The 13,170-nt window shown below is 45.3% G+C and carries 14 protein-coding genes; 11 read left to right on the top strand and 3 right to left on the bottom strand.

Annotated elements, in window-relative coordinates; genetic code table 11:
• Window positions 1–95: 95 nt before the first annotated feature.
• Window positions 96–416, bottom strand: coding sequence for a helix-turn-helix domain-containing protein (locus IGI94_RS12405; protein ID WP_005228576.1), 321 nt, complete (start codon window positions 414–416; stop codon window positions 96–98).
• Window positions 417–671: 255 nt separating this feature from the next.
• Here IGI94_RS12405 and IGI94_RS12400 point away from each other — a divergent pair, with 255 nt between their 5' ends.
• The 6 genes from IGI94_RS12400 to IGI94_RS12375 all read left to right on the top strand — a co-directional run bounded on the left by IGI94_RS12400 (window position 672) and on the right by IGI94_RS12375 (window position 4,956).
• On the top strand, window positions 672–1,007 hold the full coding sequence (locus IGI94_RS12400) for a PTS cellobiose transporter subunit IIB (RefSeq protein ID WP_438899839.1): 336 nt from the start codon (window positions 672–674) through the stop codon (window positions 1,005–1,007).
• Window positions 1,008–1,020: 13 nt separating this feature from the next.
• Window positions 1,021–1,377: a PTS lactose/cellobiose transporter subunit IIA gene (locus IGI94_RS12395; protein WP_016612677.1), complete on the top strand. Its 357-nt coding sequence runs from the start codon at window positions 1,021–1,023 to the stop codon at window positions 1,375–1,377.
• Window positions 1,367–1,885 carry a hypothetical protein gene (locus IGI94_RS12390; protein ID WP_016612676.1) on the top strand — a complete coding sequence of 173 codons (519 nt, stop codon included), beginning with the start codon at window positions 1,367–1,369 and terminating at the stop codon, window positions 1,883–1,885. Before IGI94_RS12395 ends, IGI94_RS12390 begins: the two co-directional genes overlap by 11 nt.
• The gene (celB, locus tag IGI94_RS12385) at window positions 1,878–3,230 is read left to right on the top strand and encodes a PTS cellobiose transporter subunit IIC (protein ID WP_016612675.1); all 1,353 of its coding nucleotides are present in this window, start codon (window positions 1,878–1,880) and stop codon (window positions 3,228–3,230) included. Before IGI94_RS12390 ends, celB begins: the two co-directional genes overlap by 8 nt.
• A 146-nt stretch (window positions 3,231–3,376) precedes the next feature.
• Window positions 3,377–4,015, top strand: coding sequence for a GyrI-like domain-containing protein (locus IGI94_RS12380; RefSeq protein WP_086316489.1), 639 nt, complete (start codon window positions 3,377–3,379; stop codon window positions 4,013–4,015).
• On the top strand, window positions 4,012–4,956 hold the full coding sequence (locus IGI94_RS12375; protein WP_438899838.1) for an ROK family protein: 945 nt from the start codon (window positions 4,012–4,014) through the stop codon (window positions 4,954–4,956). Before IGI94_RS12380 ends, IGI94_RS12375 begins: the two co-directional genes overlap by 4 nt.
• 46 nt (window positions 4,957–5,002) lie before the next feature.
• On the opposite strand, the gene IGI94_RS12370 is transcribed toward IGI94_RS12375, so the two are convergent.
• Together IGI94_RS12370 and IGI94_RS12365 are read right to left on the bottom strand one after the other, a co-directional pair.
• The gene (locus IGI94_RS12370) at window positions 5,003–6,202 is read right to left on the bottom strand and encodes an AI-2E family transporter (protein WP_438899837.1); all 1,200 of its coding nucleotides are present in this window, start codon (window positions 6,200–6,202) and stop codon (window positions 5,003–5,005) included.
• A 201-nt stretch (window positions 6,203–6,403) separates the two neighbouring features.
• A complete protein-coding gene (locus IGI94_RS12365; RefSeq protein ID WP_005234285.1) occupies window positions 6,404–6,772 on the bottom strand; it encodes a PaaI family thioesterase in 369 nt (122 codons plus the stop codon).
• A gap of 188 nt (window positions 6,773–6,960) precedes the next feature.
• Here IGI94_RS12365 and menB point away from each other — a divergent pair, with 188 nt between their 5' ends.
• From menB to menH, 5 genes are read left to right on the top strand one after another with little or no spacing between them, the layout of a single operon-like run.
• Window positions 6,961–7,776, top strand: a complete 816-nt coding sequence (menB, locus tag IGI94_RS12360; protein WP_005228595.1) for a 1,4-dihydroxy-2-naphthoyl-CoA synthase — start codon at window positions 6,961–6,963, stop codon at window positions 7,774–7,776.
• Entirely contained in the window at window positions 7,776–9,275 is a 1,500-nt protein-coding gene (gene menE / locus IGI94_RS12355) for an o-succinylbenzoate--CoA ligase (protein WP_438899836.1), read from the top strand. Before menB ends, menE begins: the two co-directional genes overlap by 1 nt.
• Window positions 9,253–10,617: an isochorismate synthase gene (locus IGI94_RS12350; protein ID WP_438899835.1), complete on the top strand. Its 1,365-nt coding sequence runs from the start codon at window positions 9,253–9,255 to the stop codon at window positions 10,615–10,617. The genes menE and IGI94_RS12350 overlap by 23 nt, the downstream gene beginning before the upstream one ends.
• Window positions 10,610–12,322 (top strand): 2-succinyl-5-enolpyruvyl-6-hydroxy-3-cyclohexene-1-carboxylic-acid synthase, encoded by a 1,713-nt coding sequence (gene menD / locus IGI94_RS12345; RefSeq protein ID WP_438899834.1) that lies wholly within the window; start codon window positions 10,610–10,612, stop codon window positions 12,320–12,322. Before IGI94_RS12350 ends, menD begins: the two co-directional genes overlap by 8 nt.
• Window positions 12,319–13,158, top strand: coding sequence for a 2-succinyl-6-hydroxy-2,4-cyclohexadiene-1-carboxylate synthase (menH, locus tag IGI94_RS12340; RefSeq protein WP_008380823.1), 840 nt, complete (start codon window positions 12,319–12,321; stop codon window positions 13,156–13,158). The genes menD and menH overlap by 4 nt, the downstream gene beginning before the upstream one ends.
• Window positions 13,159–13,170: the final 12 nt, after the last annotated feature.

The raw sequence follows: 13,170 nt of genomic DNA, 5'->3' as shown, positions 1-13,170 counted from the left end.
ATGTTTCATTGTGAGACATTGACAGCAGTTTTTTCTTTAGGTAATGAAGCAGCACCACAAGTTAGCCAGAGAAAAAAGGCAGAATAGTATCGCGTTTACTCTGGACGGTTTTTTATAAATTCGATAAAGGTAATGATTTCAGATAGTTGATATTCAGTAAAGTCCTCATTGATTCTTGAAGCCACACGAATCTGTTTCATAGAGAGGGCTTCCAAATCATTCGGACGTCCATGTAAATAATCGAGACTGACATTGAAGTAATCAGCAAGTTCTTTTTGGATCTCAATATCGGGCATCCGATTGCCTTGCTCATACGAAGCATAGGTTGTTTTGGCGATTCCTAAATATTTTGCCATTTTTGCTTGTGTTAAACCAGATCGCGTTTTCCGCAACTGTCTTAAACGATCTTTAAACATGAAATCCCCTCCACAAAATTATTCTACTATGACACGATAGAAGCAGAAAGAAATTAATGTTTTATATCACTAATAGAGTTTTATTGCATTTACAAAGTACTCGATATGTAATACTATTTATGTGAAGAAGGATTACTACCTGTAAGAATCAGCAGATAGTGAATCGTTCTCAAGGATTTTTTATAGCACGAAGGAGGGGAGAAGAAAGGAACAGATACAACAAAATGGAAGCGTTTCATAGAAGGAGGAAGGGAAATGAAAAAAGTATTGATAATTTGTGCAGCAGGCATGTCTTCATCGTTGGTCGCCAAAAAAGGAACAAGTTTTTTAACAACAGAAGGGTGGTCAGTTAGGATCGATGCCATCTCTGCTTCAGAGGGCATCGCTACGATCGCCAAGGATGACTACGATTTATATCTAGTTAGCCCGCAAACGAAAATGCATTTTGCCAATTTAAAGAAAAGCGCCGATAAATACGGCAAACCAATCGTGAATATTCCCCCGCAAGCGTATATTCCGATCCCAATCGGAATCGAGAAATTAGCACAGTTAGTCAAAGAAAGCATTGCATTAAAAAAAAGTACGAAATAAATGGAGGCAGGCTATGGATAGTGAAAAAATACAAGAAATATCCTTTGAACTTATTTTAGCAAGCGGTGATGCCCGCACGATGATTCATCAAGCCTTTGAACAGATGCGAATCAGTAGTTGTCAAGAAGCGCAAGAGTTGTTGGACACAGCCAATGATTCATTAGTCAAAGCCCACCGCATCCAGTCAAAAATGCTGCAAGAATATGCTTCAGGGACCTCATTTACCTGCGATATCTTGTTGATCCATGCACAAGATCATTTGATGACAACCATGACCCTCAGAGAGGTTGCACTAGAAATGCTAAGGATTTATCAAAAGATGAATCGCCTTGAAGAAGCGATCCAATGCAGGAGTGCAGATGGCGAGTAAGCAAGCAAAAGTCGCGCAAAGAGATGCATCGCAAAAACTGACGAAGAAAAATCTCTATTTTCAACGTCTGTTGTTTTTGCGGTACTTAGTCGCATTCTCTTTCTTTTTTAACCTATATTGGCTGTTAGCTGCTTCTTTGGCAGGGCAATGGCTGCGTGTGGTTCCACTGAGCCTGTTGCTTTTTTCAATGGGAGCGATCAGTGAGTTTATCCGCTTATATGGACACCACGCAACCATCGTCCGCAAGCAACTCTTTTTTACTACTTGGTATTTACGCCTTCAAATGGGGACAATGGCCATTCTTTTTTTATTGACTTTTTTTGGAGTGACAGAAGTTATTTTCCCCTATTTCACCTCGCAAAGTACGGAGTATGTTCGCATAGTTCTCTGGATAAGTGGCGTCTTTGCTTGGAGTGGTATCAGAAAACTGAAGAAAATTTTTCGTAATAAAGATCGACAATGGCAATGGATACGTGAATTTGAAGAGATAGAAAGAAAGGGTGATTGAATTGACAGAATCGAACAATAAACTATTTCAACTTTTGGAAAAAGCAGTAATGGGTCCGATGGGAAAGATTTCCCAATACAAAATCGTTCGTAGCATCATGGCGGCAGGGATGGCGTCGATTCCTTTTACGATCGTAGGCTCAATGTTTTTAGTATTCAACATTTTACCGATCACGTTTCCGTTTTTAGCTGACTTTTTTGAAGCGACTTTTTTGAATTTCAGTGATTTGTATATGTTAGCAAATAGTACGACCATGGGGTTATTGGCATTATATTTTTGTATCGTTCTGGGCTATGAGTATTCCAAGATCATTCAAGTCGAGGAGAATCTCGACCTGACGCCGATCAATGGGGCGTTGTTAGGTGTTTTTGCTACATTGATGTCGATTCCTCAGCTTGTTTTTGACGGCGGAAAAATGACACGGATGAATGATGTGGAAGAAGGGCTGATCAATGGCTGGTTGATTGGTGCCGATGGAGTCGCACGTCTAGGAACTGTTGGTATTTTCACCGGTATCGTGATGGCGGTCGTTGCCGTTCAGCTGTATCGTCTCTGTGTAAAAAACAACTGGGTCATCAAAATGCCCGAAGAAGTGCCTGAAGGTGTGGCTCGTAGTTTTACAGCACTGATACCAGCCTTTGTAGTGGCAGTTGTGGTTCTGACCATCAATGGTGTTTTAGTTGTTTTTGGGACGGATATTTTTCAACTAGTGGCAATTCCGTTTGGGTTTGTTACCCACCTTACGGATAGTTGGTTGGGAATCATGGTGATTTACTTCCTCGCGCATGCCTTGTGGTTGGTAGGGATTCATGGATTCAATATCATTAGTCCACTGATCACCCCGATCATGTTAGCTAATTTAGCTGCCAATGTTGAAGGGGCGAGTTTCCCATTAGCAGGCCAATTTACCAACGGGTACGTGACATTAGGTGGTTCGGGAGCAACCCTTGGTTTTACCTTATTTATGATCTACATTGCTAAATCGAAACAGATGAAAGTATTAGGGAGAGCTGCCATCGTCCCGTCGATTTTCAATATCAATGAACCGATTATTTTCGGGGTGCCGATCATCTATAATCCTTATTTAGCAATTCCTTTCTTGTTAGCACCGATGGCATCCGCCACGATCGCGTATTTTGCCACAAGGATGGAATTGATTCGTCCCATGATCGCCAATATTCCTTTCCCAACACCCGTTGGACTTGGTGGTTTTATTGGCACCGGTGGAGACTGGCGTGCAGGCGTCGTTGCCATTGTTTGTGCAGTTGTTTCTTTCTTGATCTATTTTCCATTTGCGAAGTTTTATGACACAAAATTGCTGAAAGAAGAACAAGAAGCCGCATAAGACGAGCAGTTGGGGAAACAGCAAGTAGCTACATTATCTCTATAGAAAAAACAATCGTCCCTTTGCAGTTGAGGGGATAACTGTTTTTGCGATGTCCCTTCTTTTTCATGGTAAAATAAAGAAAAGCAAATCGAGGAGGGTCTTTTATGAAGTATGAATGGCGCAAACTAGAAAAAGAGCTTTATCTTCCCAAAAAACCAACAGTGATCGAGGTGCCAACGTATCAATTTATCAGTTTGAGCGGCAGCGGCGATCCGAATCGTCCTGAATTCAGCGAAGAAATAGCCGCTTTATATACGATTTCTTATTCACTCAGGATGGGGTTAAAAAAAGGAGCTTTTGGCAATGAACCCTTTGAATACACGGTCTTTCCTTTAGAAGGTGTGTGGACCTCTCTGACAAAGCCAGAGGGTGCCATCAACAAAGAAGAATTGATCTATAAAATCATGATTCGCCAACCAGAGCCAGTCACGGAAACACTGTTTCAAGAACAGCTCTTGGCAGTCAAAGAGAAGAAAGACAATCCAAATCTAGAGAAGCTCATCTTTGAACGTTATGAAGAAGGACTGTGTCTGCAAGCAATGCATACAGGCTCTTTTGATACTGAAGCGGAAACATTTGCGCAAATGAAGGAGCTGTTAAAACAAGAACAGTTAGTGATCCGTCCAACGATGGACACGTTCCAGCATCGAGAAATCTATTTGTCTGATCCGCGAAAAGACTCACCAGATAAAGCCAAAACCGTCCTGCGATGGGCAGTAGAATCAGAAGGTGGGATTCAGTGAATAAAAACTATTTAAGCATCGACATCGGCGGCACGAAAATCAAATCGGCTGTCATTGATCGCTCGGGGAATATTCTGACACGAGGACGGATGGATACGCCGAAAAGTCTTGCGGAATTTTTGACGGGGATTGAAACGATCGTTGAGGACGTTCATGGAAGCATTCGGGGCATTGCGGTTAGTACCCCGGGAAAAGTCAACCCAGAGACAGGGACAATCTCGTTTGGCGGGGCATTGCCTTTTTTAGATGGGGTCTCCTTAAAACAGCTGCTGGCAAAGTACCAAGTGCCGCTGGCTTTGACCAACGATGGCAAAGCAGCCGCATTAGCTGAATGGTGGCTAGGAAACCTTAAAGGGATTCAAAACGGAGCTGCCATAACATTAGGTACTGGTTTGGGCGGTGGCGTAATCGTTGAGGGAAAACTGATCCAAGGTGCACATTTTCAAACCGGGGAATTAAGTTTTCTACTAAATGCCACTAAGAGAAGCGATGCTCCAGAAAACGCTGAGCAACCAAATAATCAGGGATTGACCCTGCAGCAATTGGCAGGTTTTAGCGGTTCAGCGGTCGCCATGATTCGCCGCAGCGCCCAACTGCTAGGCTTAGCTGATCTTGCGGATGGTGAAGCAGTTTTTGACGCCATCAATCAGAAAGAGCCACAGGTCTGGGCGCTGTTTACAGCGTATTGCCGAGAAATCGCGTGTGTCATGCTCAATGTTCAAGCCGTGATCGACTTAGAGCGCTTCGTGATTGGCGGTGGCATCAGTGCCCAAGCGATCGTGGTGGAAGAAATCGACCGTCAGTATCAGCAACTGCTAGCTAGTTTACCGATTTTGCAGCAGACTTTGACGAAGCCGGAGATCCAAGCGTGCAAATTTCAAAACGATGCAAACTTATTAGGGGCACTCTATCATTTCTTTTTGGAACATGAGATGAAATAAAATAGACCAAAAAACTGCCGCGAACCAACGATTCGCGACAGTTTTTTTAGGCATTTTTCTTGGTGTCTTTGTCTTCGTCACCTAGGTAATCTTTGCTAGTGAAGGCACTGTGGAAGTATTTGCCTTCTTGACCGTAATAGCGGTTATAGCGCTGCTTGAATTTGCGGAACACGTAAACGACAAGAACTTTTAGCAGACAATAAATTGGAATCCCGAAAATCACCCCAACGATCCCCATCAAATCACCCATCACTAATAAAACAACCAGAATCGTAATAGGATGAATTTTCAATCGGTCACCCATCACACGGGGCACGACTAAATCCCCATGAAGCAACTGTACAGCAAACCAAGCAATCAAAAATTTAACCAACATCCCGGTGGAGTCTTGTGCGGCAATGAAAAGTCCCGGGAAAAAGACGATAAAAGGACCAATATAGGGGATGATGCAAAGCAGACCAGCGGCGATCGCCAGAATACTGGCATACTCTAAGCCAATCAATAGGAAAACGACCCAATAGATCGCCCCTAAAATCAAGGAAGAAATGATTTGTCCTTTCAAAAAGGCACCGACTTGTATGTCAGAGATCTTGACGATTTCATTAAAGTCTTTGCGAAAACGTGGTGGCACTAACGAGAGAACTGAAAAATAAAACTTGTTGGGGTTGCGCAATAAGAAAAAGGCAATGATCGGTCCCGTAAACAAAGCGATGAACAAGGTCGAAATCGTTGAAAACAAACTGCTGAGCCCAGCAGCACCAGTTTCCCAATAGTCTCCAATAAAACTCATGATGTTGTTGGTAATATTTTGCAATGTGTCTGTAATTTGTGCCATCTCATCTTGAAACGGGGTATTTTCTAAAAAGGCGGTCGCGTTTTTCTCAAAGTCACTGACCAAACTCGGTAAGCTGTTGATCAGATCGGTGGTTTGCTGCTCCAAAATCGGGTAAAGCTGGAAACCAGCAAAGACGATCAATAAAAGAATCAAAAGATAGATCCCAGCAATCGAAACACTGCGGGGAATTTTTTTCGATTCCAATTTATCGACTACCGGGTTAAACAGATAGTAAAGGATCAGCCCAAATAAAAAGGGTGGGATAATAGCTGTAAGTATGGCTGAAAAGGGTGTAAATAAAAAAGAAATCTGATTTAGCAAAAAGACAGCAACTGCCGACAAGGTAATCAGTCCTAAGACATAATAGCTTGTTTTGCCGCCTAAAAAGTGGATCAATCGGTTATTTTTCATAATAAGCCTCGCTTTCTTAGCTACATTATAACGAAAGACCCCTATTCTGTAAAAAAACAACGTACCTTTTGAAAAAACTACGCTCATATTCTCAATATCTTTATAATGAAAGAATATCTTTGATAAGGGGTTAACTGATGGCATCTTTCTTCAAAGCAGGCCAAAAATGCTCCCGTGTTTACAACACAGGAGCGAAAAGAATTATTTGCGCACTGTCGTCAAGGTACAGCGACCAACGGCTGTTTTTAACCCGCTAGCTAACCAAATAGTGGCTTGCCAAGTTTGGATACGAGCGCCGATACGATCAGGACTAGCTTCTACGATCAGGGTTCCTTCTTGAGCGGCGGCTAGATGGTTGACTTGTAGGTCAACGCCGGCGGCGAAGGCTTCTTCTTGAGCCAAAGCTTGATTGGCGCCGATGCTGCAGGCAGTCTCGATCAAAACGCCGTTAATGCCACCGTGAACGAGACCAAAAGGCTGTTTGTGCTGTTCTTTGATTGGCATCCGTAAACGAACAAAATCGGCTGTTGCTGCTTCTACTTCGATTTCTAAAGCTTCTAGTAAGTTCATTTTTTGCTCCTTTTTCTAAGAAAGTTACCATGATTATAGCACGAGTTTTGGTAGAAATAGCCGAAGTTCTAAGAAAGACAGCAACAGGTGGAGAAGTCTTAAGAAATTCCCTTAAACAAAGCAATTTCTAACGAAAAGCGACTAGATATGTGTATAATAGAGCTATGTGAATTGAGGAGGAACAAGTAATGAGAGAATGGAAAACCTTAAAAGAGTACGATGAAATTTTATTTGAACAACATGGAAAAGTGGCGAAAATCACGATCAACCGCCCAGAAGTCCACAATGCGTTTACACCAAAAACGGTGTTTGAAATGATTGATGCGTTTTCAATCAGTCGCGATGAACCAGGCATCGGCGTGATTATTTTGACAGGCGCCGGCGACAAAGCCTTTTGTTCAGGCGGAGACCAAAAAGTCCGTGGTCACGGTGGCTATGTTGGGGAAGATCAGGTTCCTCGCTTAAACGTATTGGATCTGCAACGCTTGATCCGCACGTTGCCAAAACCGGTGATCGCCATGGTCAAAGGCTGGTCGATCGGCGGCGGGAATGTTTTACAATTAGTTTGTGATTTAACGATTGCCGCTGACAATGCTAAATTTGGTCAAACAGGACCAAATGTCGGTAGTTTTGATGGTGGCTATGGTTCGGGCTATCTTGCACGGACGATCGGACATAAAAAAGCCAAGGAAGTTTGGTTCATGACAAAACAATATACTGCCGAAGAAGCATTGGCAATGAACTGGATCAATACGGTCGTTCCTCTTGATCGAGTAGAAGATGAAACGATGGAATGGGCCGAAACGATGCTGCAAAAGAGCCCGTTGGCGTTACGTATGATCAAAGCATCAATGAATGCCGATACGGACGGATTAGCTGGCATTCAGCAATTGGCCGGCGATGCGACCTTATTGTATTACACGATGGATGAAGCCAAAGAAGGTCGTGACGCGTTTAAAGAAAAACGTCAACCAGACTTCGACCAATTCCCTAAATTCCCATAATGACTGGGAGTTGGCTGCAAAGGCAAGCACAACTTCATCCAGAACGACCAGCTTTTTATTGGCATGAAAAAAGCTGGTCGTTTGCTGCCTTGCAAAAAGAGGTTTATGCTTATGCTGCTTATTATCAAGCCCAATTCGTTGTTCTGCCAAACCGGGCAGCCCTTTTTAGCAATAACTCCCCTGAAATGGTCTTTACGATCCTTGCTTTGTGGGAGTTGGGGATCGAAGTCCAGCTGTTGAATACGCGATTGACAGCCGCTGAAATCACCTTCCAATTGCAAGATGCCCACTGCGACTGGGTGATCACGGCGGATCAGGCAGCGGTCCCGGGTGTTCGCAGCCTGACCTTTGGACAAGCGATGGAACAGGCGAAGGCTCTTGCCAGTTCTTTTGATCCTTCGTTTGTTCCTAATAAAGCAATCTATCAAGCAGAACAAGTAGCTTCGATTATGTATACATCCGGTACGACGGGCAATCCCAAGGGTGTGCCGCAAACCTTTAGGAATCATCTAGCAAGTGCCGAAGCGACTCAAAAGAACTTAACGATCACTAGTGAGGATTGTTGGCTTTGTGCAGTTCCGCTGTATCATATCAGTGGATTATCAATTCTCTTGCGTTCCTTGCGACTTGGAATGAGTGTTCGTTTGTATGAGCGCTTTGATGCTGGAGAAATGGCGAAAGATCTTGAGGCAGGAAAAGGGACGATCGTTTCTTTGGTGGCGAAAATGTTGACAGATTTGTTGCCATTGGTGCCCCAACAAGGCTTTGATTCGTTGCGTTATGTACTGCTAGGCGGCGGGCCCATTGCCAAAAGTATATTGGAAAAATGCCAGCAAAAACAGCTTTCTGTGATCCAATCCTATGGGATGACAGAAACCTGTTCACAAGTGGTGGCATTGCCGCCAGAAAAAGCTTCAGAAAAAATCGGCTCCTCAGGGGTTCCCCTGCAAGGTGTCCATCTACGAATTGCGGTTGATGCGAAAATGGCAGATCATCGGACTGCTGAAAGTACCCAGTCGATCGGAGAGATCCAACTGCAAGGACCGGCGATCACGACCCGTTACTTAAACGATCGCAGTCCACAGCAGTGGGACCAAGAGGGCTGGTTTGCCACAGGAGATCTAGGGTATCTTGATCAAGAGGGCTTTTTGTATGTAGTCAGTCGTGCAAGCGAACTGATCATATCTGGTGGAGAAAACATCTATCCTGCAGAAGTGGAGCAAGCCTTGTTGCAGCATCCAGCGGTCAAAGAGGCAGCTGTGGTGGGGGAACCAGACGAGGAGTGGGGACAATCTGTCGCGGCTTATTTAACGTTAAATGAGTCCGTCCGACTCCAAGCCTTGTTGGATACATTAGAAGGGCAGATCGCCCATTATAAATTTCCGCGCCGTTTTTATCACGTGCGAGAAATGCCGCGCACAGCAAGCGGCAAACTTTTAAAACGGCTATTGCTGAGTGAAGAAAGAGTGAACTACATTGAACAGCAAATCATCAAGTAATTATGAAGCAGCGATCGCTGCCGGGAAAATCTATTTGAGTGAGTATCAGCCTTTAAAAAGGTGTGACTTACTGGCTCTTTATGCAGCGGCACAAGAATATCAAGGGGAACGCTATTTCTGGCGTACCCCTGATGAAACGACTAGTCTGGTAGGGTTGGGTTGGTTAGCCACTTTTTCGCAACCCAAACTTGCAGACTTTTCAGAAGTCCGCTCTCTCTTAAAGCAAGCCCATTATCAACCAGAGGCACCTTTGCAGGCGCAGTTGGTTGGTGGTTTTGCTTTTGATGAACAGGCAGAAGTCAGTCAGGATTGGGCTGAGCTAGGTGCCGGTCTCTTTGCGTTGCCAGAAATACTGGTCAGCAAAACTGATGATCAGTGTGGCGTCGTTTATACAGTAGCCGCTTCTTCCGAGGAACAACGACAACAAAAAGTCGCTGCCTTACAGGAAAAAGTCGCAAGCTGGTTGAATGCCAACCCGGACAAGAGTCTTGTAGCAGAAACGCCTGCTTTTCAGGCACAAGAGGAACTAGAGGTGCCCCAATGGCTGCAAGCGGTCGAAGAGACAGTGGCAGCCATTCGCTCGACTGAAACACCGTTGAAAAAAGTGGTTCTGGCCAGGAGAATGAAGATAGAAACGAAGCAGTCGATCATTAGTGCTGGGGTGTTGCAACGGTTGGCGCAACAGCAGCCGAATACCTATCTTTTTGCCATCGAACATGGGGGCCATGTTTTTGCTGGTGCGACGCCAGAACGCTTGCTAAAAGCAACTGTCGATCAGTTTGAAACGGTAAGTATCGCAGGTTCCGCGCCAAGAGGCAAAACCAAAGAAGAAGATGAGGCACTGGCACAAGCCCTCTTAGCGGACGCAAAAAATACCCATGAACATCAAGTAGTTGTCGATCGCTTGGAAACGGCATTGGCTACTTTGTTAGCTGACGGTTTTCAATCAGAAGCCCGCTCCGTCATCAAAAATCGTGACATTCAGCATTTGTTTGTTCCTTTAGCAGGGCAAAGAAAAGCAGGAGTCAACTTTCTGAGCGCCGTGCAAAAACTACACCCGACCCCAGCATTGGGGGGAGAACCGAAAGAAGCAGCCGTCTCTTGGATTCGTACCCATGAACCAGCCAGCAGAGGGATGTACGGTGGACCGATCGGTTGGTTGGGTATTCAAGAAGATATTGGCGAGTTTGCAGTGGCCATCCGCTCAGGATTCTTTAGCGGCAATCAAGCAACGCTGTATGCAGGCTGTGGGATCGTTGCCGATTCAGATGCGGAATCCGAACGTCAAGAAACACGGTTAAAATTTCAACCGATGAGGAGAGGGATCTTAGGAGATGAATAACCAGACAGTCATGACAGACTATTTATTAGCGGCAATCCAAGGACTAAAAGCAGCGGGTGCGAAGCGAGCGGTTATTAGTCCCGGTTCACGCTCAACGCCATTGGCGCTACTATTGCATCGTGATCCTGAGATCACCTGTATGGTGGCTGTCGATGAACGTTCGGCTGCTTTTTTTGCTTTAGGGATGTCCAAAGTTGATCTCCAACCGACGATCTTACTGTGTACCTCTGGAACTGCAGCAGCCAATTATTATCCAGCAATTTGTGAAGCAGAGGCCACCAACTTGCCATTGATCGTCTTAACGGCTGATCGCCCGCCAGAACTGCGGGGCGTTGGGGCGCCACAAGCAATGGACCAACAGAATTTGTATGCCTCTCACGTCAAAAAGATGGTAGAGATGACGGTGCCAGAAAACGATCCTGCTTTGTTGCGTTATAGTTTTTGGCAAGCTACAACTTGCACGATCGAAGCGCAAAAACAGCCGAAAGGCCCGGTCCAAATCAACTTTCCATTACGGGAGCCGCTGTTGCCTGACTTTAGTCGCCAATGCAGTATTCAGCAAGACGTGAGCTATCTGGCACCACAACAAGAGCTGTCAGCAGAGATGATCACCCAGCTAGCCCCTTACTTTGATAAAAAAGGTATTCTGATTGCTGGAGAAAGCCTTACGATCGAAGAAGCGCAGCAGTTGCTGGCTTTTTCAGAGAAATTAGGCTGGCCGATTGTCGGCGATCCATTGACCAATCTGGCGACAGCCGGTACCAAAGTAGGAACATTTATCAGTCAAGCCGATCTTGTTTTCCCGCAATTGACTTCTGCCTTCCAACCAGAAGTGGTCGTGCGTTTTGGTCGCTTACCAGTCACTAAAAATGTCCTATTATGGTTGAACAAAGCAGCGGATACGACGACGTGGCTCTTTGTTGATCCATCGGGGCAGTGGCAAGATCAGCTGCATCGGGCAAACTATTTGATCGAAGCAGCGATCAGCACTTTCGTGGCGGCCATCACCCAGTTGCCGATCGTCAAACATAAGGCGTGGCAACAACAATGGCAAGCACTTCAAGCGCGGGCAGATCAGGTGATTGCTGCAAGTCCGCAGTTGAAACAATGGGATGAGAGCAGCGCTGTGCGCATGCTCCAACAATGTCTACCTGAAGAAGCGCAAATTCTTTTGGCAAACAGCAATGCGATCCGTTTCTTTGATCGCTACGGCAGCAAAACTTCCTCCACTTATCGAGTGTATGGAAATCGGGGCGTCAATGGGATCGACGGCCTTGTCTCGACCGTAGCTGGGATTGCTTCCGCCAGTCAAAAGTCTACCTACTTGTTGATTGGTGATTTAGCGTTGTACCATGATATGAACGGCCTACAACTACTGCGTCAGTATCAATTGCCAATAACGATCATTTTACTGAATAATAACGGTGGTGGGATCTTTTCCTTTTTGTCACAAAACACCTTAGAACCAAACGACTTTGTCCCGCTCTTTGGCACGCCGTTAGACCTTGAGTTTCAAAAAGTGGCGGCCTTATATGAGGCAGATTGGCACACACCGACCTCTTTGCTAGAGTTTCAAACGATTTTAACGGAAACAAGCCAACAGCCGTGCTTTCAAATAATCGAAGTGAAGGGTGAGCAAAAAGATCCGGTTGATACTTGGCAAGCACTGCAACAGCAGTTTAGCGAGGCGGGAGCGCAGCAATGAGGGACACGATAAATGGTGTCAGTTATTTTTATCAGTGGTTGCAACCTTACCGACCAGCCTTACCAACCCTTGTGGCATTGCATGGCTTCACGGGTTCTTCGGAAAGTTTTCGACCGGTTTTTGTAGAGGAAGGTTCTTATAATGTATTGGCTGTCGACTTGATTGGACATGGACGGTCATCGATTTATGTCCATCCCATGCGTTATGAACTTCCTTTACTGGTGGAGGATCTCGCACAGCTTTTAGCGAAGTTAGGGATTGAACGCTATGGTCTTTATGGCTACTCGATGGGGGCACGAATCGCACTTGTCTGGGCAGTCAAGGAACCAGCTGCAGTGACCCATCTTTTGCTTGAGAGTGGTTCCCCCGGGTTGGCTGATCCAGGAGAACGACTCGCTCGTCAGCGGCACGATCGCTGCTTAGGATTGCGCTTACTAAGGGAGCCTTTGGTCGATTTTGTCGATTACTGGCAAGAACTGCCGTTGTTTGCTAGTCAAAAGGAGCTGCCCTTAGTGCAGCAGGCTGCTGTACGCCAAGGACGCTTGCAGCAAAATAAATTTGGCTTGGCAGTAAGCTTGGTTTACGGTGGTACTGGCAAACAGCCAAGCTGTTGGTCGGCACTTCCGCAGCTAGCTTGTGAAATTCTTTATTTAGCGGGGGAAAAAGATTTAAAGTTTCGGAAAATCGCCCACCAAATGAAGCAGCTGCAACCAGAGATGACCATCAAAGTCGTTGCTAATGCTGGACATTGTATCCATTTAGAACAGCCGACACAGGTTCGTCATGAAATCGATCAATGGTTTGTAAAAGGATCGAGGCCACAGTCAGCTGATTGACAAGGAGAGAAC

It is taken from the genome of Enterococcus sp. AZ149 (assembly GCF_051714285.1).
In the GTDB taxonomy this organism is placed as follows: domain Bacteria; phylum Bacillota; class Bacilli; order Lactobacillales; family Enterococcaceae; genus Enterococcus_D; species Enterococcus_D entomosocium.
Note: the sequence above shows the minus strand (reverse complement) of the source record. Positions and strands in the feature narration are given on the sequence as shown.

What these genes read in the sequence shown, in the direction of transcription:
- IGI94_RS12405 (WP_005228576.1), bottom strand. Translation starts at nt 416, where the DNA reads ATGTTTAAAGATCGTTTAAGACAGTTGCGGAAAACGCGATCTGGTTTA.
- IGI94_RS12400 (WP_438899839.1), top strand. Translation starts at nt 672, where the DNA reads ATGAAAAAAGTATTGATAATTTGTGCAGCAGGCATGTCTTCATCGTTG.
- IGI94_RS12395 (WP_016612677.1), top strand. Translation starts at nt 1,021, where the DNA reads ATGGATAGTGAAAAAATACAAGAAATATCCTTTGAACTTATTTTAGCA.
- IGI94_RS12390 (WP_016612676.1), top strand. Translation starts at nt 1,367, where the DNA reads ATGGCGAGTAAGCAAGCAAAAGTCGCGCAAAGAGATGCATCGCAAAAA.
- IGI94_RS12380 (WP_086316489.1), top strand. Translation starts at nt 3,377, where the DNA reads ATGAAGTATGAATGGCGCAAACTAGAAAAAGAGCTTTATCTTCCCAAA.
- IGI94_RS12370 (WP_438899837.1), bottom strand. Translation starts at nt 6,202, where the DNA reads ATGAAAAATAACCGATTGATCCACTTTTTAGGCGGCAAAACAAGCTAT.
- IGI94_RS12365 (WP_005234285.1), bottom strand. Translation starts at nt 6,772, where the DNA reads ATGAACTTACTAGAAGCTTTAGAAATCGAAGTAGAAGCAGCAACAGCC.
- menB (WP_005228595.1), top strand. Translation starts at nt 6,961, where the DNA reads ATGAGAGAATGGAAAACCTTAAAAGAGTACGATGAAATTTTATTTGAA.
- menE (WP_438899836.1), top strand. Translation starts at nt 7,776, where the DNA reads ATGACTGGGAGTTGGCTGCAAAGGCAAGCACAACTTCATCCAGAACGA.
- menD (WP_438899834.1), top strand. Translation starts at nt 10,610, where the DNA reads ATGAATAACCAGACAGTCATGACAGACTATTTATTAGCGGCAATCCAA.
- menH (WP_008380823.1), top strand. Translation starts at nt 12,319, where the DNA reads ATGAGGGACACGATAAATGGTGTCAGTTATTTTTATCAGTGGTTGCAA.